Source organism: Aminobacter sp. J41 (assembly GCF_000526635.1).
Lineage (GTDB): Bacteria > Pseudomonadota > Alphaproteobacteria > Rhizobiales > Rhizobiaceae > Aerobium.
In genome coordinates this window covers 25907-49706 of sequence record NZ_JAGL01000004.1, presented here as the reverse complement: position 1 = coordinate 49706, position 23800 = coordinate 25907, and the positions used below count along the sequence as shown (strand labels likewise).

Sequence of the window (23800 nt, the reverse complement as noted above, 5' to 3'; positions counted from 1 at the left end):
CGTTCTCATGCCTCCAGCATCTGGCTCGCCGCGAAACGGCGAACCGCATCCGTGAAGATTTCCGGCTGCTCAAGGTTAAGCATGTGGCCGGCCGTTTCCAGCCGCAGCAGCGAAGCGCCCGGAACGGAATCTGCAATGCGCTGCGCGATCTCGCGATAGCCGGCAACGTCGCGGTCGCCGCTGATGACCAGCGCCGGCGCGCGGATATGTTCAAGCTGCGGGATAATCGGCTCTGCGGGCGCCTGCATGTCCGTCTCGCGCCAGTGCCAGCCGCTGTAATCAGCGACGATCTCTGCAACTTCTGCCTTCGCCTGCGGATAGTCGCCGAGCGAGGCAAACATCTCATGCCCGAGCCAGAATTGCTTTGCCGCCTCGACGCCATGGGCGCGGGCACGGGCGAGTGCCGCTTCCGGCGGGCGCATTTCCTTCCAGGCATGGCCGGGAAGGCCGGGCGATGCCAGCACCAGCCCGTGTACGTTCTCGGGGCAGAGCGTCGCGTAGCGCAGGGCGATGTTCGCGCCGAGTGACAGGCCAACCAGCAGCGGCCGGTCGATCCCGAGATGCTCGAGAAGCCGCGCGAGGTCAGCGCAATGATCGTATTCGGCGCTGGGCGCGCTGGAACGGCCGAAACCGCGCAGGTCGTAGCGGACAACCTTGAAATCGGCTGCCAGGGCCTCGAATTGCGGCCGCCACATGCGCATATCGAGCGAGAAGCCGTGAATGAGGACAAGCGCGGGGCCTTCGCCCGCGACCTCAAAGGGGACCTCGCCATTGTCGACCGGACATTTGCCGGCGCGCGTGCTCATGTCGGCTTCCCAAAACTAGTGGGCAGCGGCTTGATCGCCTTGTTGACGAAGACGGCGTCAATCTCGCGCGCGGCGAACTGCCAGCACCCGTCGGCGTCGCGCCGATAGCTGTCGCGGACGTCACCGATGACGAAGGGTTCGGTTCCCTCGATCGGCGGCTCGCCGCTTCCCGCAAAGGTCAGCCAGCTGCTGTGGCCGGTTGCCTCGTCCGGGCCGGTAAATTCCAGCACCAGCCCGCTGTAGAAATGGCGCGACAGCCTGCCGCTCGCGGCACGGGCGCGGAAGAACTCCTCCAGTTCCTGCCGCCCGTTCAGGCGCCGCTCGCCGTTGCGGTAGAACACGTCGTAGGTAAACAGCGACACGAACAGGTCGAGCTTGCCGTGGTCGAGCGCGTGCGCAAACGCGTCGTTCAGTTCGCGAATGGCCAGCCGGTCTTCGATCCTCCCCATCATGACCAGCTAGACCTTCACGACCGGATTATCGAGCCGGCCAAGGCCGGTGATCTCGACGCTGACCGGCCCGCCAAGCTCGGTGATGTTGGCAAGATGCAGGCTGCGCTTGCCTCCAGCGCTCGGACGGAAAGCCGTGCCCATTGAGATGACGTCGCCGGCCCACAGCGTGTGGTAGCGGGTGATGAAGGCGATGATCTCCGGGACCGAGTAGGTGTAGTAGGCGGTCGAGTCCTCAGCGATGATCTCGTCCTTGTGCCAGGCACGAACGTCGAGCGTGTGCGGGTCCGGCACCTCATCCTTCGTCACCAGATACGGCCCCATAGGCCCGAAGGTGTCGGTGCCCTTGTAGCGGGCGGTGTAGGAAAGGTGCTGCTCGCGCTTCTCGACGACGTCCGGGTTCTCCTTCGACGGGTAGAGCGCGTAGTAATGAACCATGTCCTGCGCGCGCATGCCGTTGCCAGTCATGTCGTTGAGGATGGTGTAGCCGAACACGCAGTCCATCGCGTCCTCGACGGCGACGTCCTTGCAGTCCTTCGCGATCACGACTGCAAGCTCCGGCTCCGGATGCACGCTGCCGTAATAATCCTTCACCACGATCGGCTCGTTGTGGCCGACAAGGCAGGAAGCAGGCTTAAGAAAAAACAGCGGATGGTCTGGCGCGCTGATCTTGCGGGCATCGCTCGCCGAATTGTTCATCGCAACGCCGCAGATCTTGTACGGCTTTCGCACCGGCGGATGCCAACGCACGTCTGAGGCCGGGACGCCGGCGATCGCATCCCGCTTGTCCAGAACATGGCGGAATGCTGCATCCGCGGCCTGCCGCCCGCGCGCGCCATCCTCAATCAGCGCGATCATGGTCGAATAGGAAACGTCCTCGCCGGCCGCCTTCAGCGCGTCGTTGAGGTCGTACAGGAGGCCGTCGATCTCGAATCCGATCCGGTCCTTCCCGTTGTGGGCAAAGCTTGCAAGCCGCATGTTTCCTCCGGTAATTAATACGTTAATTAAAACCGGTGGAGTTCGCGCTGTCAATATCGATGACGCGCGCGAAGGTTAGTCTTCGAGGCGTGGACGGCCCCGGGTGCTGTCGCCGACGATGCGCAGGATGTCCGCGTCGAGCTCGACGCCCGTATAGTCGGTGGCGGGCAGCTGCGAGAGCGAGGTGACGACGTCCCTGCAGAGCTGCTGCAGGAGATCCATCTTGTCGCGGCCGACGGTTTCGGTGATTTCCTGATAGATGCTTTCCGAATAGGGCGCGACCGCGTCGATCAGCTTGACGCCGTCCTCGCTGATCGAGATCAGCGAACGGCGCAGGTCGTCGGGCACCTGGCGGCGCTCGACCAGCCCGCGCTCTTCCATGTCCCGCAGGATACGCGAAAGCGATGGCGCCAGTAGCGACGTTGCCTTGGCGAGTTCCATCACCTCGATCTCCTTGACCGAGGAGAGCGCCCGCAGCACACGCCACTGCTGTTCGGTGATGTTAAACAGCTTCAGCGCCGGCCTGAACCGCGTCATGACGGCCTCGCGCGCCAGAAGCAGAGACATCGGCAACGAGCGGGAAAAACTCCTGAGTTTCACATTCACGCCAGCCTTCGCGCTCGTCACGGTCCCACCTATTTCACGTATTAGTTAGCTAGCAATAATGGCAGACCGGGCGGAAACTCAATTGAGTTTAGTCAATGCGGAGGCAAACTCCGCCGTGAAAAGTGCGGAATTTGATCCCATCTCGGCCGGAAATGCGTCGCTCTGCGGCAATTTGGCCATTTCGGTGGTATTTTTCGGCTTGTAAACCGTCTGCCCGTTGACAAGATAGCGCTCCCTGACGCTTGAGAGGCCTCAGGGTGGTTGTTCGACGGAGTGGTCTGTGAGCGGATGTTGTGAATGTGAGGGCGTGGACTTCGCCTGCGACCCGCTTAAATCGGCGCCTGCGTATCGGGCTCAAGCATGATCGGTATCGTTCTTGTCACCCACGGCGGTCTTGCCGAGGAGTTCCGTCTCGCTGTCGAGCACGTGGTCGGCCCGCAGCAGAATTTCGAAACCGTCTGCATCGGCGCTGACGACGATATGGAAAAGCGCCGCAATGACATTGTCGATGCGGTATCGCGCGCCGACACCGGTGCCGGCGTCATCATTCTCACCGACATGTTCGGCGGCACGCCGTCGAACCTTGCGATATCCGTGATGAGCCCCGGCAAGGTCGAGGTCATCGCCGGCGTCAACCTGCCGATGCTGATCAAGCTCTCCAGCGTGCGCCTCGGCGACGACATGGCGGCGGCCCTGCAGGAGGCGCAGGTCGCCGGACGCAAATACATCAACGTGGCGAGCCAGGTTCTGAGCGGAAAATGACTGAGGGCGTGCTCCGCAAGGAGATGATGATCATCAACAGGCGGGGCCTTCACGCCCGCGCTTCGGCCAAGTTCGTCCAGCTCGTCGGCGAGTATGACGCCAACGTGACCGTCGAGAAGGACGGTGTCAGCGTCGGCGGCACCTCCATCATGGGCCTGATGATGCTGGCCGCCAGCCCCGGCTGCGGCATCACCGTCAGCGCGCAGGGCCCGCAGGCGGCCGAGGTGATGGAAGCTCTCGAAAAGCTCATCGGCGACCGCTTCGGCGAAGAGTGCTAGCCGCCTCGATATAAAGACTTCTTTATGTGATGTTGCCCCGTTCCCGGCTTTCTGCTAGGCACCGCTCCGATACACACGTCAAAATCCAGACATCCGGCCTCGCCGGTCGGAACATTACGGAGCACACGCATGAGCGGGCAGGACTACATCGTAGCCGACATTTCGCTGGCCGACTGGGGCCGCAAGGAACTGGACATCGCCGAGACCGAGATGCCGGGCCTGATGGCCTGCCGCGCCGAGTTCGGCTCGTCGAAGCCGCTCAAGGGTGCGCGCATCAGCGGCTCGCTGCACATGACGATCCAGACGGCGGTTCTGATCGAGACTCTGAAGGAACTTGGCGCCGATGTCCGCTGGGCATCGTGCAACATCTTCTCGACGCAGGACCACGCCGCTGCCGCGATCGCCGCGACCGGCACGCCGGTCTTCGCCGTCAAGGGCGAGACCCTTGAGGAGTACTGGTCCTACACCGACCGCATCTTCCAGTGGGCCGACGGCGGCGTGTCGAACATGATCCTCGACGACGGCGGCGACGCCACCATGTACATCCTGACCGGCGCGCGCGCCGAAGCAGGCGAGGACGTTCTGTCCAATCCGGGCAACGAGGAAGAGACTATCTTCTTCGAGCAGATCAGGAAGCGCATGAAGGAGACCCCGGGCTTCTTCACCAAACAGCGCGAAGCGATCCGCGGCGTCACCGAGGAGACCACCACCGGCGTGAACCGCCTCTACCAGCTGCAGAAGAAGGGCCTGCTGCCCTTCCCGGCAATCAACGTCAACGACTCCGTCACCAAGTCGAAGTTCGACAACAAGTACGGCTGCAAGGAATCGCTCGTCGACGGTATCCGCCGCGCGACCGACACCATGATGGCCGGCAAGGTCGCGATCGTCTGCGGCTATGGCGATGTGGGCAAGGGCTCGGCAGCGTCGCTGCGCGGCGCCGGCGCCCGCGTCAAGGTCACCGAGGTCGACCCGATCTGCGCCCTGCAGGCTGCAATGGACGGTTTCGAGGTCGTGACCCTCGAGGAAGCTGCGCCGACTGCTGACATCATCATCACCGCGACCGGCAACAAGGACGTCGTCACCCTCGAGCACATGCGCCTGTTCAAGGACATGGCGATCGTCGGCAACATCGGCCACTTCGACAACGAGATTCAGGTCGACGCCCTGCGCAACCTGAAGTGGACCAACATCAAGCCGCAGGTCGACCTGATCGAGTTCCCGGACAACAAGCGCATCATCCTTCTGTCCGAAGGCCGCCTGCTGAACCTCGGCAACGCCACCGGCCACCCGAGCTTCGTGATGTCGGCCTCCTTCACCAACCAGGTGTTGGCGCAGATCGAGCTGTTCACCCGCGGCAGCGAGTACAAGAACGAGGTCTACGTGCTGCCGAAGCACCTCGATGAGAAGGTCGCCCGCCTGCACCTTGATCGCGTCGGCGCGAAGCTGACCAAGCTGAGCGAGGAACAGGCTTCCTATATCGGCGTCACGCCGGAAGGCCCGTACAAGCCCGAGCACTACCGGTACTAATTTCTTAACCATTTCTCACAATATATTGAGGCTGGGCGATTGACTTTTCGCCCGGCCATTTTTTTGCGCGGCGCGCGCCTTCACGACGATTCGGCAGCGCTGTACAGTGACGTGATTCGCGGTGTTCCCAGCGGGGAAGCAGTATGGGGACACGCGTCCCTTCGGGGCGTTTTTCGCGTCCGTGCGGCGGAGAGGACAGTTAAGATGCCTGGGGTTTTCCCACTGGGTACGGAGCAATCCGGAGCCGGCGACAACGAGGATTCCAAAAGGAAAAGGCGGCGCGGCCTGAGCGCCGGAGCCCTGCTTGCAAGCGTGGCGTGGCCGGCGGTGGCACTCGCGGAACAGGTCGAGGCGGCGATCGTCCGCCCGTTCTCGATGACGACCATCGAGGTGATCCAGCTTTCCCTCTTCCTCGGCATCACCGGCGCCGCGATGCTGTCGGCCATGCTGCTGATCCGGGAGCGCGCCCGCACCGCCGCCGAGAATGTTGATCTGCGTACGCGCGTGGCCGAGCTCGATAATGCGTTGCAGCGCGCCGACGCCCTTCTCAATCTGCGCGACCAGCGCATCCTCGTCTGGTTCGGCGATTCCCGTAAGGCGGAGCTGGTCGGCACGCTCGCCGAGGCGCCGGAAGACCGCGCGACCTTCCTTGCCTTTGGCCGCTGGCTGGCGCCGCGAAGCGCAGCCCAGCTCGAGCGCGCCGTGGCGGACCTGCGCGAACAGCGCCAGAATTTCGACCTCGTCGTCGAGACGACGAAAGGCAACCTCATCGAAGTGCAGGGCCGTGCTGCCGCGAACAACGTCGCCATCAAGTTCCTGTCGCTTTCGGAAGCCCAGCGCGAGCACGCCGAGCTGCGGCTCGAGCACCAGCAGCTGCGCCGCGACCACGACAACCTTCTGGGTCTCCTCCACTCGATCCCGACGCCGGTGTGGCTGCGCGGGCCGGAAGGCCGGCTGGTCTGGGTCAACCAGGCCTATGCCGACGCCGTCGAGGCCGCCGATCCGCTGGCCGCTGCCAGCGAGGGGGTGGAGCTGTTCGGCACCGGCGCGCGCGAGCAGATCGCCCGCGACCACCTGTCGAGCCCGGTCTTCTCCGGTAGCCTCTCGACTGTGATTGGCGGCGATCGCCGCGTCTTCAGCGTCACCGACTTCTCCGGCCGCGAGGGCTCGGCAGGCTTTGCCCTCGACATTTCCGAGGCCGAAGCCGCACGCACCGAGCACCAGCGCACGCTGCGCGGCCATGCAGAGACGCTGGACCGCCTCAACACGGCGGTGGCGATCTTCGACGCCAACCAGGACCTGCGCTTCTACAACCAGGCGTTCCAGAAGCTCTGGGAGCTCGACATCTCCTTCCTCAATAGCAAGCCGGACAACACTGTGCTGCTCGACCGTCTGCGCTCGGAATGCAAGCTGGCCGAGCAGCCGGAATGGCGCCGCTGGAAGGAAAATCTCCTGTCGGCCTACCGCTCGGTCGAGCCGCTTGAGGACATCTGGCACCTGCCTGACGGGCAGACGTTGCGCGTGGTCGGCAACCCGCAGGCTGACGGCGGCGTAACCTGGGTGTTCGAGAACCTCACTGAGAAGATCAGCCTCGAAAGCCGTTACAACACGGTCGTGCGGGTTCAGGGCGTCACGCTCGACAACCTCGCCGAGGGCGTTGCGGTGTTCGGCTCTGATGGGCGCGTTCGCCTGTCTAATCCTGCCTTCTGCAACCTCTGGGGCTTGCCGGAGGGGCTGGTCACGACCGGCACGCACATCTCGGCTATCAAGGCCGCCTGCCAGAGCCTCACCCGCTCGAACCCGTGGAGCGAGCTTGCAGCCGCCGCCACCGGCTTCGACGAGGAGCGTCGCGATGGACGCGGCCAGGTCGAGCTCAACAACGGCAACATCCTCAGCTACGCCATCGTGCATCTGCCCAACGGCCAGCTGATGACGACGTTCTTCGACGTCACCGACAGCGTCAATGTCGAGCGCATGCTGAAAGAGCGCAACGAGGCGCTGGAGCGCACGGACCGCCTCAAGAACGACTTCATCCAGCACGTCTCCTACGAGCTGCGCTCGCCGCTCACCAACATCATCGGTTTTGCCGAGCTGCTCGCGCAGGAGACCGCCGGACCGCTCAACCAGCGCCAGCGCGATTATGTCGAGCATATCGCCTCGTCGTCGTCGGAACTCGAGACGATTGTCGACGACATCATCGACCTCGCCACCGTGGATGCCGGCATGATGGAGCTCAACGTCAGCGAAGTGCCGATCGAGCGCATCGTCCATTCGGCCGCCGAGGTGGTGGAAGAGCGTATGCGCGAGCATGGTATTGCCCTTGAAATCGACTTGCGCCGTGCGCCCGCCACATTCCACGCCGATGAGAACCGCGTGCGCCAGATTCTCATCAACCTCCTCAGCAACGCGGCCAACTTCGCGCCCGACAATTCGGTGGTGAAGCTCATCTGCGAGCGCGACGCGAACGGCCTTGCCTTCTCCGTCCATGACGATGGCCCGGGCATCCCGCCGGACGTGCTCGACGGCATCTTCCGCCGCTTCGAGCCGCGCGCCAATGGCGGCCGCCGCCGCGGTGCGGGACTTGGTCTCTCGATCGTCAAGAGCTTCGTCGGGCTGCACAACGGCACCGTCGAGTTCCAGACCGATCAGGGTCGCGGAACCACCGTCATCTGCCGTTTCCCCATGGCGCCGGAAGGCTTCCGCGCCGCCGCCGAGTAGACAAGCTTGTCAGACCTGAGCCTCCATCTGGCGGACGAAACCGCCACGAACCGCCTCGGCGAGGACATCGCCATGATGCTCGCGCCGGGTGACGTGCTGGCGCTGCATGGCGACCTCGGCATGGGCAAGTCCACGCTGGCCCGCGCGATCATCCGCGCGCTTTCGAACGATCCAGAGCTTGAGGTGCCGAGCCCGACCTTCACGCTGGTGCAGGCCTATGCGACGCGCGTGCCCGTCCAGCACTTCGACCTCTACCGGCTAGGCTCGCCCGATGAGCTCGACGAGCTCGGCTTCTCCGAAGCGATCCGCGAGGGCGCGGCGATCATCGAATGGCCGGAGCGCGCCGAAGACGCGCTGCCGCGTGACGCGGTTCACGTCCGGCTCGATGAAGAAGGCGAAGGTCGCCGCATCACCATTTCCGCTCCCGATGCATTCATCGCTAAGCTGAGCCGGTCGCTTGCCATCCGCAGCTTCCTAGACAAGGCCGGCTACGCTTCCGCCCGCCGTGCCTTTCTCGTCGGCGACGCCTCGGCGCGCGCCTATGAGAGCATCATCGAGGACGGGCGCGACACCATCATCCTGATGAATGCGCCGAAGCGCCCGGACGGCCCGCCGATCCGCGACGGCCTGCCCTACAGCCGCATCGCCCACCTTGCCGAAACGGTGACGCCGTTTGTCGCCATTGCCAAGGCACTGCGCGACGAGGGCTTCGCCGCGCCGCAGATTCCGGCGGCCGACCTCGACCAGGGCCTGCTGCTCGTCGAGCATCTCGGCACGCAGGGCGTGCTGGACGCTGAGGGCAAGCCCGTGCCCGAGCGCTACATTGCCGCCGCCGAGCTGCTGGCCGAGATGCACAAGCGCAGCTGGCCGCAGAAGATCGAAGTGGCGGATGGCCTCGTTCACGAAATCCCGCCCTATGACCGCCGCGCTATGGGCATCGAGACCGAGCTGGTCACCGACTGGTACCTGCCGCATGTGGCGGGACGCCAGACCAGCGAGGCCGAAAGGCAGGAATTTGCGGAGGCCTGGAGCGCAGCCTTCGACATCGTCGCCAATGCGGAAAAGAGCCTCGTGCTGCGCGACTACCATTCGCCGAACCTCATCTGGCGTGCGGATCGGAACGGCCACGACCGCATCGGCCTGATCGATTTTCAGGACGCGGTGATCGGCCCGTCGGCCTATGACGTTGCTTCGCTGGCGCAGGATGCACGCGTCACCATCTCGCCGGAGCTCGAAGCGGAGATCGTCGAGGCCTACTGCGAGGCACGCGGCGACTTCGACCGCGCAGGCTTCGAGGCAGCCTACGCCATCATGGCGGCGCAGCGGAACTCGAAGATCCTCGGCATCTTCGTGCGGCTGAACCTGCGCGACGGCAAGCCGGGCTACATGAAGCACCTGCCGCGCATCCGCGATTATGTCAGTCGCTCGATCAGCCATCCTGCGCTCGCTTCCGTGCGCGCCTTCTACGAGAAGGCAGGCATCCTGTGAGCGCAAAGCCGACGACGGCCATGGTCCTTGCGGCGGGTCTTGGCAAGCGCATGCGCCCGCTGACCGAAACCACGCCCAAACCGCTGATCCCGGTAGCCGGCAAGACGCTGCTCGACTGGGGCCTCGACACGCTCGGCGCAGCCGGTGTCGAGACGGCGATCGTCAACGTCCACTATCTCGGCGAACAGATCATCGAGCACGTGAAGGACCGCGCCTGCCCGCGCATCGTCATTTCCGACGAGCGGGCGGAGTTGCTGGACTCGGCCGGCGGCATCGTCAGGGCGCTGCCGCAGATCGGCACGGAGCCGTTCTTCGTGCTCAATGCCGACACCTTCTGGATCGATGGGGATAGTCCCGACCTCGACCGCCTTGCGCTTGCATGGGACGGCGAGGCCATGGATATTCTTCTCATGCTCGCCGATCCGCGTCATGCCACCGGCCATTCCGGCTCGATCGACTTCCTGCTCGGCCAGGACGGGCGGCTTGCGCGCGCGAACGGCGCGAGCGAGGGCTTCATCTACGCCGGTGCCGCGATCATCCATCCGCGCATCTTCGACGGCGCTTCCGCCACGCCGCACTCGCTCAACCTCTATTTCAACCGCGCCATCGAACAGGGCCGGCTATTCGGCGCCATCATGCGCGGACACTGGATCACCGTCGGCACGCCCGACGCCATCGCCCCTGCCGAAGCAGCCGTAGCGCGCGCGAAGACGCAATGACCGCTCGGGTTCTCTCGATCCCTCCAGGCGCACCCTTCCTTCAGACACTCGCCGCCTCTCTTCTCGACGGGACCCTTATCCCCGGCTTTTCCGCTGACGGCAGTGACCCGCTCCGCCTGGTCGAGGCGACGATCTATGTGCCGACCCGCCGCGCGGCGCGCGCTCTGCGCGATGAGTTCGTCGAACAGCTAGGGGGTGTCGCGGCGATCCTGCCGACCATCCGTCCGCTCGGCGAGTTCGACGAGGACGCCGACATCTTCGAGGGCAGCGAGGAGGACGAGCTGTCGCTCAACCCGCCGATCGGCAAGCTCGACCGCATCCTCTTGCTCGCACCGCTGGTGCAGGCATGGAAGAAGCGGCTGCCGGCGCATGTCGCCGCGATGTTCGGCGAGGACGTCGTGGTGCCAGCCTCGCTTGCCGACGCGATCTGGCTCGCGCGCGATCTCGCCGGGCTGATGGACGAGGTCGAGACCGGCGGGGCCGACTGGAAGCGGCTCGCCAACCTTGTTCCCGAAGATCTCGCCAACTGGTGGCAGGTCACGCTTGAGTTCCTCGACATCGTCTCGCGCGCCTGGCCGGCGCTGCTTGCCGAGCGTGCGCGCTCCAATCCGGCCGCGCACCGCAACGCGATGATCCGTGCCGAGGCCGAGCGCCTGTTGCGCAATCCGCCGCGCGGACCGGTGATCGCCGCAGGCTCGACCGGCTCTATCCCCGCCACCGCGCAGTTGCTGAAGTCGATCGCGCTCCTGCCCAATGGCGCGGTGGTGCTGCCCGGTCTTGATCTCAACATGGACGAGGAGGCGTGGAAGGAAGTCGGCATGCCTGGCATGGCGCCCGCAACCTTCGGCCATCCGCAGTCGACGCTGAAGAAGCTGCTGGCAACGCTTGGCATCGAGCGGCGTGACGTGATCGAGATCGGTGAGGTACCCGCAGACCTTGCCGCGCGCATCGGCGTCATCAACGAGGCGCTGCGACCGGCGGAAACCACCGATCTCTGGGTCGAACGTGCCGGCAGCACCGATCCGGCGGCGTTTGCCGACGTCACGCTGGTCGAAGCCGCCAACGAGCGTGAAGAGGCGCTGTCGGTGGCGGTGGCGCTGCGGCTCGCGCTGGAGAAGGGCACCGCGGCGTTCGTCACCGGCGACCGCGAGCTTGCCCGGCGCGTGGCGATGGAGCTGCGCCGCTTCGGTATTGAGGCGGATGACTCGGGCGGCACGCCGCTCACTGCGACACCGCCGGCGACATTGCTCAGCCTGATGCTGGAAGCCGTGTTCCGGCCCGGGGACGCGGTGACGATCCTGGCGCTTGCCAAGCACCCGCTGCTGCATGCCGGCTTTGCACGCTCCGTAGCCCGGCAGGCTGCGGAAACGCTCGATCTTGTCGCCTTGCGCGGGGGCGTCGGCAGGCCGGATATTAGCCGGCTATCTGAAGAGTTCGAACGCCGCTACCAGCAGCGCTACGACGACCCGCGCAAGCCGGTCTGGTGGCTGCGCCTGAACGAGGAGCGGCTTGAGCAGGCGCGCTTGCTGGCAGCAGCACTTGAAAAGGCAATCGCCCCGCTCTGCACCCTGCGCGATACCACCGCGCCGCTCAGCGAGCTCGTGCGTCTGACGGTCGAATGTCTGGAAGCGCTTGGCCGTGACGACAAGGGCTCAGTCACCGAACTCTATCGCGGCGATGCGGGCGACCGGCTCGCCTCGTTCCTGCGCTCGCTGGCTGGCGTCGAGGCCGAACTCGAGATCGAGGCAACCGAATGGCCGGACGTGCTCAACGCCCTGATTTCCGGCGAAAGTGTCAAGGCTTCCGTCACCGGTGACAGCCGCGTCTCGATCTGGGGTGCGCTGGAAGCACGCCTTCAGAGCGTCGACACGCTCGTCCTTGGCGGGCTCAACGAGGGGTCGTGGCCGCGCAAGGCCGAGCCTGATCGCTTCATGTCGCGCTTCATGAAGTCGGACCTCGAACTCGATCCGCCGGAAAAGCGCATCGGCCAGGCCGCGCACGACTTCGTCCTCGCCATGGGCACGCGCAAGGTGATCCTCACCCGCGCCGCGCGCTCCGGCGATGCTCCCGCAATTGCCTCGCGCTGGCTACAGCGGCTGGAAACTTTTGCCGGCAAAGAAATCTTCGAACAGATGCGCCAGCGCGGCAACGCGCTGGCGCATTGGGCTCGCGAGCTCGACGTTGCGCCCCCAGTGAAGTTCGCCACCCGGCCGAACCCGACGCCTCCGCTCGACATGCGCCCGACGCGCTTTTCGGTCACCGAAATCGAGACGCTGCGCCGCGACGCCTATGCGATCTATGCACGGCGTATTCTCGGGCTGGAGGCGCTGGAGCCGCTGCTGCGAGATCCCGGCGCGGCAGAACGCGGCAACCTGTTCCACGACATCGTCCACGAGTTCACCGTTTCGGGCATCGACCCGGACGCGCCGCTCGCCGAGGAACAGCTGCTGAAGATCGGCCGCAAGGTATTCGACGAGGCGGAGCTGCCACTCGACGTCGATGCCGTGTGGTGGCCGCGCTTTGCCCGCATGGCGACGCACTTCATCGAGTGGGAGCGCAACCGCCCGCCGATCAAGCGCCGCATCTCTGAGACGCGCGCCAGCGAAACGCCGATCGGCAGTACGGGCGCGACGCTGCGCGGCCGCGCCGACCGGATCGATCTTCTCGCCGGTGGCATGGCCGACATCATCGACTTCAAGACCGGATCGTCGCCGTCGAAGGCGCAGGCGCACACGCTCCTGTCGCCACAGCTGGCGCTCGAAGGCGCGTTGCTGCGCCGCGGGGCGTTCACGGAAGTTGGCACGGCCGAGCCGTCGCAGCTTGCTTATGTTCGCATGAAGCCGAATGGCGAGGTGATCGAGGAATCGATCCTCGAATACAAGCCGACCGGTCAGGAGAAGTCGATAAAGTCGGGCGTCGAGCTGTCCGAGGAAGCCTGGGCGCGGCTGGAAGAGTTCATCGCCCACTTTGCAAAGGAAACGACCGGTTACCTGTCGCGCGCGCTCCCCTTCCGCGAGGGCGATGTCGGCGGCGACTATGACCATCTCGCCCGCGTGCTCGAATGGTCTGCGGGCGGCGACAACGATGCCGGCGGGGGCGACGGCGAATGAGCGCACCGATCATCGTTCCGGACGATACGCGCAAGGCTCAGGGGCTCGCTTCCGAGCCAAAGCTATCGGCGTGGGTGTCCGCCAATGCCGGCTCGGGTAAGACGCATGTGCTGGCAAGCCGGGTGATGCGGCTCCTGCTCGAAGGTGCCGACCCGTCGCGCATCCTTTGCCTTACCTATACCCGTGCCGCCGCCGCCAACATGGCGACGCGCGTGTTCAAGAACCTGTCCGGCTGGGCGACGCTGCCCGACGCGGAGCTTGCCAAAGCGATCGAGGAGCTCGATGGCAAGACGCCGACGCCATCGCGGCTGAAGCGCGCCCGGCGGCTGTTTGCCCGCGCGCTCGAAACGCCGGGCGGCCTGAAGATCCAGACCATCCATGCCTTCTGCGAGGCGGTGCTGCATCAGTTCCCGCTCGAAGCCAACATCGCCGGCCATTTTGAGCTGCTGGACAGCCAGATGGAGGAAGCGCTGGTCGCCGAGGCGCGGCGCGAGATGATCGCGCGCGCCACCGAAGGCAACGAACCGGGTCTGGCGGACGCCTTCGCGACGGTCCTGCAGCGCGGCGGCGAGGCGGGGCTGGAAACGCTGCTCGCCAACATCGTCGGCAAGCGCGATGCGCTGCGCCGCTTCATCGAGCAGATCGGCACCGGCGACGGCCACTTCCACGCCCTGTTCGAGGAGTTCGGCTTCGGCCCGAGCGATACCCGCGCCGCGCTGGCGGCGAGCCTCTGGCCCGACCACTATTTTACGCCGGTCCTCTGCGGCAACATCGGTTCCAAAGCATCCACAGCCGGCAAAACAAACGCACTTTCGTTCGCGGAAAACTTCGGCAAGGCGTGCGGGACGACCGACGCGCTCGACCGGCTGGAATATCTCAAGAAGGCGTTCTTCTCGGGCTCCGGCTCTTCCTTCAAGCCGCGCGCGGCAAAGACCATCATGGCGAAGGGCGTCGGCGAGCATTTCCCGGAGTTCCCGGACGAGTTCGAGCGCTACTGCCAGGAAATCACGCGTGTGCTCGACCGCGTCGAGCTGCTCGGCATGCTGGAGGACACGCGAGCCGCCCTTGTGCTGGCCGACTGGCTGATCCACCGCTACGAGCGCCTGAAGAGCGCGCGCGGCTTCCTCGACTTCAACGACCTGATCGTGCGCACAGCCACGCTGCTGTCGCGCACGGACGCCGGCGCATGGGTGCAGTACAAGCTCGACAAGGGTATCGACCACATCCTGCTTGATGAGGCGCAGGACACCAGCCCCGACCAGTGGGCCGTGGTGCGGGCGCTCGCTGCCGAATTCTTTGCCGGCGAAGGATCCCGCGAAGGGGTGGTGCGTACCGTGTTCGCGGTGGGCGACGAGAAGCAGTCGATCTACTCGTTCCAGGGCGCGGAGCCGGAGGCCTTCGACCGCAGCGGCCGCGAGTTCCGCGAGCGCGTCGCCAACGCGCTGCAGCGCTTCGAGCACGTGCGCCTCACCCGCTCGTTCCGCTCGACCGAGGACGTGCTGGCTGCTGTCGACCTCGTCTTCTCTGAGCCTGAGCACCGCGACGGTCTCACGCAGGATCCCGAGCCGATCCAGCACCTTGCCATCCGCGCCAACCAGCCCGGCCATGTCGAACTGTGGCCGTCGCTCGGCCCCGTCGATGTCGAGGAGCCGGAGGACTGGACGCAGGCCGTCGATCACGCCTCGGCGCCAGCGGTGCGGCTCGCCGAACAGATCGCGCGCACCATTGACCACTGGCTGCGCACCGGCAACCGGATCGAGGGACGCGGGCGCAAGGTGCGGCCCGGGGACATCATGGTGCTGGTGAGGAAGCGCGACCGCTTCATCCATGCGCTGTCGCGGGAGCTGAAGAACCGGCAGATCCCGGTCGCGGGCGCCGACCGCATCCTGCTGACCGGCCATATCGCCGTGCAGGACCTGCTCGCCGCCGCGCGGGTTGCGCTGCAGCCCGACGACGACCTTTCGCTCGCGGCACTGCTAAAAAGTCCTGCCTTCGGTCTCGACGAGAACGAGCTGTTCGAACTCGCCGCAAAGCGCCAGGGGGTGGAGTCGCTGCTGATCGCGCTGCGGCGCGCGGAACGGCACAAGGACGTCTGGGACACGCTGGCGCGCTGGCGCAACGAAGCCGGCTACCGCAAGCCGTTCGAGTTCTTCTCCAACCTGCTCGCGCGCGATGGCCTGCGGCGCAAGCTGATCGCCCGTCTCGGTGCCGAAGCCGGCGATGTGGTGGACGAGTTCCTGAACTTCTGCCTTGCGGCCGAACGCACCGGCGTCACCCAGCTTGAGGCGCTGGTCGCGCTGCTCGACCGTGGCGGCCCGGAAGTGAAGCGCGAGATGGACCAGACGCGCGGCGAGGTCCGCATCATGACCGCGCACGCCTCGAAGGGTCTGGAAGCGCCGATCGTGTTCCTCGTCGACAGCGGCGGCGAACCCTTCGTCGACAGCCACATGCCGCGGTTGATGCCGTTCAGCGCCCCGACGCGTGGCTGGCACGGCGACGGCTTCCTCTGGCGCGCCGGCTCCGGCCGCGCCAATTCGTTCTCGGCAAAGCTTGCCGACGAAGCCAAGCGCAAGGCCGAGCAGGAATACCGGCGCTTGCTCTATGTCGGCATGACCCGCGCCGAGGACCGGCTGATCGTCTGCGGCTATCATGGCAAGCGCGGCCAGAAGGACGGCAGCTGGCACCAGATGGTGCAGAAGACGCTGTGCAAGTCACCGCACACAAAGGAGATCCAGCATCCGGCAACGAACGAGACGGTGCTGCGCTATCAGGTAACACCACCGCTGCAGCAGCACGAGCCGGATAAGCCGGAGGAGGCCGCCGTCGCGGAGCTGCCGCCGCTGCCAGCTGAACTTTTGTCGACGCCGCCCGCCCCACCGCCGCTGCCACGGCCACTGTCGCCCTCGGGTGCCGGTGCGATGATCGAGCCGGAACCGGTCGAGATGGTGAAGCTGCGCTCGCCGGTTCTCGATGCAGTCAACGAGCCATCCTTTGCCATTGAGCGCGGCACCGCTGCCCACCGGCTGCTGCAGATACTGCCCTCGATCGAGCGCGAGCGCCGCGCGTCCGCCGCCGAACGCTACCTCGCGCGCATCGGCCAGTCCTGGCCGGAGGGCGAGCGCGAAAAGCTCTGGGCGTCTGTCGACGCGATCCTCGAGACGCCGGAATTCGCCTCGCTGTTCTCGCCCGGCTCACGGGCGGAAGTCTCGGTCACGGGCCGGGTGAAGCTCGGCGAGACCGAGCGCGCCATCTCGGGCAAGATCGACCGGCTGATCGTCGATGGCGAGAGCGTACTCATCATCGACTACAAGACCAACCGGCCGCCGCCGTCGGTTGCGACAGAACTCCCGCAAGGGCACGTGGCGCAAATGGCGCTCTATCGCGAACTGCTCAAGCCGATCTATCCCGGCAAGCAAATTCGTGCTGCTTTGATCTACACAGAGACACCAATACTTATCCCCGTGCCGGACGAGATGATGGACGGTGCGCTTGCTCGACTCACGTCAGCGTGAGACAAGAGGCGTTGAAACACGCTGACGCGTGCCCCACATTCCAGCCTCACGAATTGTCTCAGGGAGATTCCCCATGGCCACCGTCACCATCGACAAGAACAACTTCCAGTCCGACGTGCTGCAGGCTTCCGAGCCGGTCGTCGTCGACTTCTGGGCCGAGTGGTGCGGTCCGTGCAAGATGATCGCTCCGGCGCTCGAGGAGATCGCAACGGAACTCTCCGGCAAGGTCAAGGTTGCCAAGATCAACATCGACGAGAACCCGGAACTGGCTGCCCAGTACGGCGTCCGCTCGATCCCGACCCTGATGCTCTTCAAGGACGGCGAAGTGGCTGACATGAAGGTGGGTGCGGCTCCGAAGACCGCCCTGTCGGCCTGGATCGGCAGCGCCGTCGCCTGATCGGCAGCATACGGAACAGGAAAAAGGCGGGTCAAAAGCCCGCCTTTTTCTTTGCCGCAAGGTGAAGTCCCGGCCTGACGATGCTCGTCTCAGGATGCCGAGTGCATCGGGTCCATGCCGCGAGGTCGAAGCTGCCATGTGCCGCAGCATGCCGAAATGGCGCCGCCTCGCCGGGGTGAATCGCGGTCTCAATCTCTACGACGGAAGCCGCAACGTCAGGCTTTAATGATGGTGGCCGCAGCCGCAGTTCGGACCATGATAATGATGGTGATGATGGTCATGGCCGTGATCATGGTCGTGGTGATGATGCCCGTGGTCGTGCGCATGAACGTGGCCATGGCCGCGGTGGGTGTTGGCAAGCGGGTGGAATGGCGCGGCTATCTCGCGCACCTGTGCGCCCAGTTCGCGCAGCTCGTCGGCCATGCCGCTTTCGCGCAGGATCAGGATCCGCTCGGCGGTGATGTCGACGGCAAGATGATGATTGCCGATGTGCCAGCCGAGTTCGATCAGGTGCGCGGCGTCGCGGCCGGTGACCTCGATGAGTTCCTCGTCCGCATCCGCGATCTCGACGGTACTGTTGTCTTCCATCACCAGCCGGTCGCCAGCACGCAGTTCGACGGGCTGGAGCAGGTCGACCAGAACCTTGTCGCCATTGGTCAGCGCCAGCACCTTGCGGCGCAGGTGCCGCTCGTCATGCGCCAGGGCGATCGTGCCGCTGGCTGGCGCGGCATTGGCCGGAACCTCGGCTGAACGCAGCACCTTTTCAGCACGCGGAAGCTTGGTGAAGTCCGTCTTGATGTCGAGTTTCATGTGCCTTGCGCGCCTCTCTGGTCGTCCGCCCGCCGGATGCGGGCACAGACTTGGAGATATGCCTTCGCGGCGCGCAAGTCGATAGCGAGCGTGTTTGCCTGACGTCAGGCAGGCAGGACGGCCGTTGCCTCGATCTCGACCTTCGCCTCGTCCTCGATGAGGGCAACTACCTGCACCATGGTCATCGCCGGGAAATGCTTGCCCATCACCGTGCGATAGGCCTCGCCGATGCCTTTCAGGTTGGCGAGGTAGTCCTTCTTGTCGGTGATGTACCAGGTCAGCCGCACGATGTGCTCCGGCTTGCCGCCGGCCTCCGCCAGCACGTCGACGATGTTCTGCAGCGCCTGGCGGATCTGCCCTGCAAGCTCCTTTTCCTCGAACACCTGCTGCCCGTTCCAGCCGATCTGCCCGCCGATCCAGACGGTCCGGCCTTCGGCAAGGACCCCGTTGGCGTAGCCCGAGGCCTTCTTCCAGCTGGCCGGATGCAGGATCTGATGCGGGCATTCAGTCATGGTTTCTCCTCCGATAAGCAGGTCTACGCCTGCTTCTCTAAATGTGGTCAGACGCCGAGATAGCGGTCCTGAAGTTCTCGCGTGAGCTGATCGGGCGTGCCGCGCCACACGGTCGTGCCTTTTTCCAGCACGAAGCAGCGGTCGGCGCAGGGCAAGAGCTCGGACAGGGTCTTGTCGACGATCAGGATCGACTGTCCTTCCGCCTTGAGGGTGCGGATCACCGCCCAGATATCGTTGCGGATGACGGGCGCCAGGCCCTCAGTCGCCTCGTCGAGAATGAGCAGGCTCGGATTGGTCATCAGCGCGCGGCCGATCGCCAGCATCTGCTGCTCGCCACCCGAAAGTGTCTTCGCCATCTGGTCACGGCGCTCGGCAAGGCGCGGGAACAGGCGATTGATCTCGTCGAGCGTCCAGCGGCCCGGCCGCGCGGCGGCGACGAGGTTCTCCGCGACCGTGAGGTTGGGGAAGCAGCGCCGCCCCTCCGGCACCAGTCCGAGGCCGAGACGTGCGATCTTGAACGGCGCCATGGTGCGGATTTCGCGCCCCTGGAAGCTCACGCTTCCCGCCCGCGCCGGCGTCAGCGCCATGATCGAGCGGATGGTGGTGGTCTTGCCCATGCCGTTGCGGCCCATGAGGGCGACGACCTCACCCTCGGCTACGTCCAGCTCGACGCCGAACAGCGCCTGGCTCGCGCCATAGAAGGTTTCGAGGCCTTTGATCTCAAGCAGCATGGCGTGCCTCGGTCTGGAAATGTCGGCGGGATTTTCTACCCCCACCCCTTACCCCTCCCCACAAGGGGGAGGGGGATTCTGGGAAGTCTCGGCCGTCCTGAATGTCTTGGTTGCGGGCCACGGTCACCTTGGCCTGCCGTTCAACCAGATAAGCCAGGCGAATTCCTTTGCCCGGGAGAAACGCCGCATCAAGGTCTCCCCTCCCCCTTGTAGGGAGGGGTATGGGGTGGGGGTAAACCGCGCCCGGCATAAAGGTCGTCCTGCGGCTCATTCCATATCCCCCAGATAGGCGCGGCGGACTTCCGGATTGTTGCGGATGTCGTCGACGCTGCCGGAGGCAATGATGCGGCCGTAGACCAGCACCGAGATGCGGTCGGCAAGAGCGAACACGGCGTCCATGTCGTGCTCGACCAGCAGGATCGGCGCTTCGTGCCGCAGGCCGTCGAGGAAGCCGGTCAATTGGCGCGAGCCTTCCGGCCCCATGCCCGCCATCGGCTCGTCAAGCAGGAATGCCTTGGAATCCAGCGCCAGCGCGATCGCGATCTCGAGCTGGCGGCGTTCGCCATGCGACAGTTCCGCGGCCGGGACATGCGCGCGGTCCTTGAGGCCGACGCGCTCGAGCGCCGCCATCGCCGGCTCGGTCAGGCTCTTGTCGCGCATCACCGGCTTGAAGAAGCGGAAGCTCGAGCCCTGCTTCGACTGGACGGCCAGCATCACGTTGCGCAGCGCCGAAAATTCGGTGGCGAGCGACGAAACCTGGAACGAGCGGCCAAGGCCCATGCGGGCGCGCTCGGCAACGCCAAGCTGGTTGACCGTCTGACCGAGGAAGCGGACTTCGCCGGCATCCGGCTTCAGCGTGCCAGCGATCTGGTGGATCAGCGTCGATTTGCCCGCGCCGTTCGGGCCGATCAGCGCGTGGATTTCGCCGGGCCGAAGGTCGAGCGACACGCCGTCGGTTGCCTTCAGCGCCCCGAAGGTCTTGCGCAGGTCGCGGATGTCGAGAACGGGCTCAGCCATGGCGCTGCCTCCCTGCAACAAGGCCGATCAGGCCGCCGCGCGCAAACAGGACGACGCCGAGGAGGAGCAGTCCGAGGAAGAACTGCCAGCGCTCGGTGAGGCCCCCAAGCAGGAACTCGAACATCACGAACAGCATCGCGCCGGCCAGCGGCCCGGCAAGGCGCCCGACGCCGCCGAGGATGATGAGGACGATCAGCTCGCCCGACATGTGCCAGGACAGCATCGACGGGCTGACGAAGCGGTTGAGGTCGGCATAGAGCGCGCCGGCAAGCGCCGTGATCATGCCCGAGACGATGAAGGCGACTAGGCGGATGCGGAACGGAGCAATGCCGACCGAGGCAACGCGCACTTCGTTCTGCCGTGCGGCCTGGAGTGCAGCCCCGAAGCGCGAGTTCTTGATCAGCGCGAAGAGGATGAGCGCCACCACCAGCACCCCGAAGCAGATCAGGAAGTAGTTGATCGGCACCATGGTGTTCACGCCCGGAAACTGGTTGCGCACCAGGATCGACAGTCCGTCCTCGCCGCCATAGGCCGGCCAGGAGATGGCGAAGTAGAAGGTCATCTGCGCGAAGGCTAGCGTGATCATGATGAAGTAGACGCCCGAGGTGCGCAGCGAGATCGCGCCGATCGCAGCCGCGAGCACTCCCGCCACCAGCATCGCGACGATCCAGATCGCCAGCATCTGGTTGGAGGCGGGGAGGGCAAACAGGCCGAAGTTGAGCGGCTGCATCGACATGGCGTGGCTCGCCATGATGCCGGCGATGTAGCCGCCGACGCCGAAGAAGGCGGCGTGGCCGAACGAGACCAGCCCGCCGAGGCCAAGCGCGACATTGAGGCCGACCGCGGCAAGGCCGAGGATCGCCATGCGCGTCGCCAGCGTCACGTAAAACGGGTTGCCGAAATTGATCGCCGCGTAAGGAATCGCGAGCAGCAGGGCGAGAAGGGCAAGGGAAATCCAGTTTTCGCGCGAAAGGCTCATCGCATCACCCTTTCGCTGCCGGGAACAGGCCCTGCGGACGAACCGCGAGCACCACCGCCATGACGATGTAGATCAGCATCGAGGCGAGCGCACCGCCGACGATGCCGGCCTGAGAAGCATTCATGAACAGTCCGAAGAGCTGCGGCAGCAGGAAGCGGCCCATCGTGTCGACGACGCCGACGAGCAATGCGCCAACCAGCGCGCCCTTGATCGAGCCGATGCCGCCGATGACGATCACGACGAAGGCGAGGATCAGCGCCGGCTCGCCCATGCCGACCTGCACCGACTGCAGCGCGCCGACCATGGCGCCTGCAAGGCCGGCGAGCGCGGCACCCAGCGCAAACACCACCGTGTAGAGCGTGCGGATGTCGACGCCGAGCGCGCCGATCATCTCGCGGTCGGACTCGCCGGCGCGGATGCGCATGCCAAGGCGGGTCCGGGTGATGAGAAGATAGAGGCCGATGGCGACCAACGCGCCGACGCCAATGATGGCGAGGCGGTAGAGCTGGTAGCGCGAGCCGCCCGGCAGCGGCACCGTGCCCTGCAGCAGCGGCGGAATGTCGAGATAGAGCGGGAACGAGCCGAACAGCCAGCGCGTGCCTTCGGAGAATATCAGGATCAGCGCGAAGGTCGCCAGCACTTGATCGAGGTGGTCACGCTGGTAGAGCCGCCGGATGACGAGGATCTCGATGATCGCGCCCGCGGCTGCGGCGGCTGCCAGGCTGGCGACCAGGCCGAGCCAGAACGAGCCGGTTTGCGCGGCGACGATCGCGCAGGCGAATGCGCCGACCATGTAGAGCGAGCCATGGGCGAGGTTGATCAGGCCCATGACGCCGAAGATCAGCGTCAGTCCTGCGGCCATGAGAAACAGCATCACGCCGAGCTGCAGCCCGTTGAGAAGCTGTTCGATGAAAAGCGCGGTTTGCAAGGGTCGAATGTCCCTTCGACTGCAGGTCTCGTTTTTGTCGGCATCGCGGCGCCCCCCACCCCTAACCCCACCCCACAAGGGGGAGGGGGATCAGGTAGGTGCATGTCAGCCGCGATGACCGGTCAGGCATGTCTCCCAGTTCCCTCCCCCTTGTGGGGAGGGGTAGGGGTGGGGGTATCTGTCACGCGATATCCTTCGCGGATGACACTCCCAACGCCTGTACTTTTGTCAGCCCTCGCTTACTTCATCGAGCACTGGTCGACATAGGCGTCGCCGTGATCGGTGAATGCGGTGGCGATGATCTTGTTGGTCAGCACGTCGCCATCCTTCACAACCTCGCGGACATAGATGTCCTGGATCGGGTGGTTGTTGGTGTTGAAGGAGAACTTGCCGCGGACCGACTCGAACTCGGCAGCTTTGAGCGCTGCACGGAACGCGTCGGCGTCCTTGACGCTTGCTTTCTGCGCGGCGGAGACGACGAGGAGGCCGGTATCATAGGCCTGTGCCGCATAAATCGACGGCAGGCGGCCGTACTCGGCCTTGAAGGTGTCGACGAACTTCTTCGAAGCCGGGTTGTCGAGATCCTGCGACCAGGAAGCCGAGTTCTTCACGCCCAGCGCTGCATCGCCGATCGCCGGCAGCACGTCCTGGCTGAATGAGAAGCCCGGGCCGATGACCGGAATGTCGACGCCCGACTGCGCGTACTGCTTCATGAACGAGATGCCCATGCCGCCCGGCAGGAAGATGAACAGCGAGTCGGCGCCCGAAGCGCGGATCTGCGCGATCTCGGCGGCGTAGTCGGTCTGGCCGACCTGGGTGTAGACCTCACCGGCGAGCTCGTTCTTGTAGTAGCGCTTGAAGCCGGTCAGCGAGTCGGTGCCGGCCGGGTAGTTCGGCGCCATGATGAAGGTCTTCTTGTACGTCTGGTTGGCGTACTGACCCATCGCCTCGTGGAAGTTGTCGTTCTGGTAGGCGACGTTGAAGTAGTTCTGGTGGCACTGCGCGCCAGCGAGCGGCGACGGACCGGCATTGACCGAGATGTAGAACTTGTCCTGCGCGACGGCGCTCGGCACGACCGCCATGGCGAGGTTCGACCAGATGATGCCGGTCAGGATGTCGACCTGGTCGGACTGGATCATCTTGTCGGCGATCTGGACCGCGAGCTCCGGCTTCTGGCCGTCGTCCTCGACCACGACCTCGATTTCCTTCGCAGCGTCGCCGGCGTTCTTCAGCGCCAGCAGAAAGCCGTCGCGTGCATCGACGCCGAGACCTGCGCCGCCGCCCGAAAGCGTGGTGATGACGCCGACCTTGATTGGATCAGCGGCGGCCACCCCGGCGACGCTGATGGCAAGCGCGGCTACGCTTGCGGCAAGAAGCTTTTTCATTCTCAACTCCCGTTGTTACCTGGCACCCTCTGGGGTCCCACACGATGCTCAAAATTTGGCCGCAACGCCAGTCTGCGGCAGTCTTTTT

Annotated in this window: 20 protein-coding genes; 9 read left to right on the top strand and 11 right to left on the bottom strand. The window is 65.2% G+C overall.

What is annotated here, in order from left to right; all coding sequences use genetic code 11:
- Positions 1-5: 5 nt before the first annotated feature.
- The 4 genes from L630_RS0104350 to hpaR form a co-directional block, all read right to left on the bottom strand.
- On the bottom strand, positions 6-806 hold the full coding sequence (locus tag L630_RS0104350) for an alpha/beta fold hydrolase (RefSeq protein WP_024847062.1): 801 nt from the start codon (positions 804-806) through the stop codon (positions 6-8).
- Positions 803-1258 carry a nuclear transport factor 2 family protein gene (locus tag L630_RS0104345; RefSeq protein WP_024847061.1) on the bottom strand — a complete coding sequence of 152 codons (456 nt, stop codon included), beginning with the start codon at positions 1256-1258 and terminating at the stop codon, positions 803-805. The genes L630_RS0104350 and L630_RS0104345 overlap by 4 nt, the downstream gene beginning before the upstream one ends.
- A 6-nt stretch (positions 1259-1264) precedes the next feature.
- The gene (locus L630_RS0104340) at positions 1265-2233 is read right to left on the bottom strand and encodes a fumarylacetoacetate hydrolase family protein (RefSeq protein ID WP_024847060.1); all 969 of its coding nucleotides are present in this window, start codon (positions 2231-2233) and stop codon (positions 1265-1267) included.
- Between the two features lie 75 nt (positions 2234-2308).
- Entirely contained in the window at positions 2309-2833 is a 525-nt protein-coding gene (gene hpaR / locus L630_RS0104335; protein WP_280940233.1) for a homoprotocatechuate degradation operon regulator HpaR, read from the bottom strand.
- A gap of 366 nt (positions 2834-3199) precedes the next feature.
- On the opposite strand from hpaR, the gene L630_RS0104330 reads away from it, so the two are divergent.
- The 9 genes from L630_RS0104330 (at position 3200) to trxA (ending at position 17350) form a co-directional block, all read left to right on the top strand.
- Positions 3200-3601, top strand: a complete 402-nt coding sequence (locus tag L630_RS0104330) for a PTS sugar transporter subunit IIA (protein ID WP_024847058.1) — start codon at positions 3200-3202, stop codon at positions 3599-3601.
- On the top strand, positions 3598-3879 hold the full coding sequence (locus tag L630_RS0104325; protein ID WP_024847057.1) for an HPr family phosphocarrier protein: 282 nt from the start codon (positions 3598-3600) through the stop codon (positions 3877-3879). The genes L630_RS0104330 and L630_RS0104325 overlap by 4 nt, the downstream gene beginning before the upstream one ends.
- Positions 3880-4008: 129 nt before the next feature.
- Positions 4009-5406 (top strand): adenosylhomocysteinase, encoded by a 1398-nt coding sequence (gene ahcY, locus L630_RS0104320; protein ID WP_024847056.1) that lies wholly within the window; start codon positions 4009-4011, stop codon positions 5404-5406.
- 204 nt (positions 5407-5610) lie between these two features.
- Positions 5611-8124 (top strand): PAS domain-containing sensor histidine kinase, encoded by a 2514-nt coding sequence (locus L630_RS0104315; RefSeq protein ID WP_024847055.1) that lies wholly within the window; start codon positions 5611-5613, stop codon positions 8122-8124.
- A 6-nt stretch (positions 8125-8130) separates the two neighbouring features.
- Entirely contained in the window at positions 8131-9612 is a 1482-nt protein-coding gene (tsaE, locus tag L630_RS20985; RefSeq protein WP_034329346.1) for a tRNA (adenosine(37)-N6)-threonylcarbamoyltransferase complex ATPase subunit type 1 TsaE, read from the top strand.
- A complete protein-coding gene (locus L630_RS0104305) occupies positions 9609-10331 on the top strand; it encodes a nucleotidyltransferase family protein (RefSeq protein WP_034329343.1) in 723 nt (240 codons plus the stop codon). Before tsaE ends, L630_RS0104305 begins: the two co-directional genes overlap by 4 nt.
- The gene (addB, locus tag L630_RS0104300; RefSeq protein WP_024847053.1) at positions 10328-13441 is read left to right on the top strand and encodes a double-strand break repair protein AddB; all 3114 of its coding nucleotides are present in this window, start codon (positions 10328-10330) and stop codon (positions 13439-13441) included. Before L630_RS0104305 ends, addB begins: the two co-directional genes overlap by 4 nt.
- Complete coding sequence (addA, locus tag L630_RS0104295; protein ID WP_024847052.1) at positions 13438-16953, top strand: double-strand break repair helicase AddA; 3516 nt, start codon at positions 13438-13440, stop codon at positions 16951-16953. Before addB ends, addA begins: the two co-directional genes overlap by 4 nt.
- Positions 16954-17026: 73 nt before the next feature.
- Positions 17027-17350 (top strand): thioredoxin, encoded by a 324-nt coding sequence (gene trxA / locus L630_RS0104290; RefSeq protein ID WP_024847051.1) that lies wholly within the window; start codon positions 17027-17029, stop codon positions 17348-17350.
- A 222-nt stretch (positions 17351-17572) separates the two neighbouring features.
- Here trxA and L630_RS0104285 read toward each other — a convergent pair whose 3' ends face one another.
- The 7 genes from L630_RS0104285 to L630_RS0104255 all read right to left on the bottom strand — a co-directional run bounded on the left by L630_RS0104285 (position 17573) and on the right by L630_RS0104255 (position 23712).
- A complete protein-coding gene (locus tag L630_RS0104285) occupies positions 17573-18160 on the bottom strand; it encodes an urease accessory protein UreE (RefSeq protein ID WP_024847050.1) in 588 nt (195 codons plus the stop codon).
- A 104-nt stretch (positions 18161-18264) separates the two neighbouring features.
- Entirely contained in the window at positions 18265-18672 is a 408-nt protein-coding gene (locus L630_RS0104280; RefSeq protein WP_024847049.1) for a RidA family protein, read from the bottom strand.
- 47 nt (positions 18673-18719) lie between these two features.
- Positions 18720-19403: an ABC transporter ATP-binding protein gene (locus L630_RS0104275; protein ID WP_024847048.1), complete on the bottom strand. Its 684-nt coding sequence runs from the start codon at positions 19401-19403 to the stop codon at positions 18720-18722.
- A gap of 267 nt (positions 19404-19670) precedes the next feature.
- On the bottom strand, positions 19671-20420 hold the full coding sequence (locus tag L630_RS0104270) for an ABC transporter ATP-binding protein (RefSeq protein WP_024847047.1): 750 nt from the start codon (positions 20418-20420) through the stop codon (positions 19671-19673).
- Positions 20413-21399, bottom strand: coding sequence for a branched-chain amino acid ABC transporter permease (locus tag L630_RS0104265; protein ID WP_024847046.1), 987 nt, complete (start codon positions 21397-21399; stop codon positions 20413-20415). Before L630_RS0104265 ends, L630_RS0104270 begins: the two co-directional genes overlap by 8 nt.
- A gap of 4 nt (positions 21400-21403) precedes the next feature.
- Positions 21404-22327 (bottom strand): branched-chain amino acid ABC transporter permease, encoded by a 924-nt coding sequence (locus tag L630_RS0104260; protein WP_024847045.1) that lies wholly within the window; start codon positions 22325-22327, stop codon positions 21404-21406.
- Positions 22328-22566: 239 nt separating this feature from the next.
- Entirely contained in the window at positions 22567-23712 is a 1146-nt protein-coding gene (locus tag L630_RS0104255) for an ABC transporter substrate-binding protein (RefSeq protein WP_024847044.1), read from the bottom strand.
- Positions 23713-23800: the final 88 nt, after the last annotated feature.

Bases quoted from the DNA above. Each gene is read 5' to 3' on its own strand.
- L630_RS0104350 (WP_024847062.1), bottom strand. From the start codon at position 806: ATGAGCACGCGCGCCGGCAAATGTCCGGTCGACAATGGCGAGGTCCCC.
- L630_RS0104345 (WP_024847061.1), bottom strand. From the start codon at position 1,258: ATGATGGGGAGGATCGAAGACCGGCTGGCCATTCGCGAACTGAACGAC.
- L630_RS0104340 (WP_024847060.1), bottom strand. From the start codon at position 2,233: ATGCGGCTTGCAAGCTTTGCCCACAACGGGAAGGACCGGATCGGATTC.
- L630_RS0104330 (WP_024847058.1), top strand. From the start codon at position 3,200: ATGATCGGTATCGTTCTTGTCACCCACGGCGGTCTTGCCGAGGAGTTC.
- L630_RS0104325 (WP_024847057.1), top strand. From the start codon at position 3,598: ATGACTGAGGGCGTGCTCCGCAAGGAGATGATGATCATCAACAGGCGG.
- ahcY (WP_024847056.1), top strand. From the start codon at position 4,009: ATGAGCGGGCAGGACTACATCGTAGCCGACATTTCGCTGGCCGACTGG.
- L630_RS0104315 (WP_024847055.1), top strand. From the start codon at position 5,611: ATGCCTGGGGTTTTCCCACTGGGTACGGAGCAATCCGGAGCCGGCGAC.
- addB (WP_024847053.1), top strand. From the start codon at position 10,328: ATGACCGCTCGGGTTCTCTCGATCCCTCCAGGCGCACCCTTCCTTCAG.
- addA (WP_024847052.1), top strand. From the start codon at position 13,438: ATGAGCGCACCGATCATCGTTCCGGACGATACGCGCAAGGCTCAGGGG.
- trxA (WP_024847051.1), top strand. From the start codon at position 17,027: ATGGCCACCGTCACCATCGACAAGAACAACTTCCAGTCCGACGTGCTG.
- L630_RS0104285 (WP_024847050.1), bottom strand. From the start codon at position 18,160: ATGAAACTCGACATCAAGACGGACTTCACCAAGCTTCCGCGTGCTGAA.
- L630_RS0104280 (WP_024847049.1), bottom strand. From the start codon at position 18,672: ATGACTGAATGCCCGCATCAGATCCTGCATCCGGCCAGCTGGAAGAAG.
- L630_RS0104275 (WP_024847048.1), bottom strand. From the start codon at position 19,403: ATGCTGCTTGAGATCAAAGGCCTCGAAACCTTCTATGGCGCGAGCCAG.
- L630_RS0104270 (WP_024847047.1), bottom strand. From the start codon at position 20,420: ATGGCTGAGCCCGTTCTCGACATCCGCGACCTGCGCAAGACCTTCGGG.
- L630_RS0104265 (WP_024847046.1), bottom strand. From the start codon at position 21,399: ATGAGCCTTTCGCGCGAAAACTGGATTTCCCTTGCCCTTCTCGCCCTG.
- L630_RS0104255 (WP_024847044.1), bottom strand. From the start codon at position 23,712: ATGAAAAAGCTTCTTGCCGCAAGCGTAGCCGCGCTTGCCATCAGCGTC.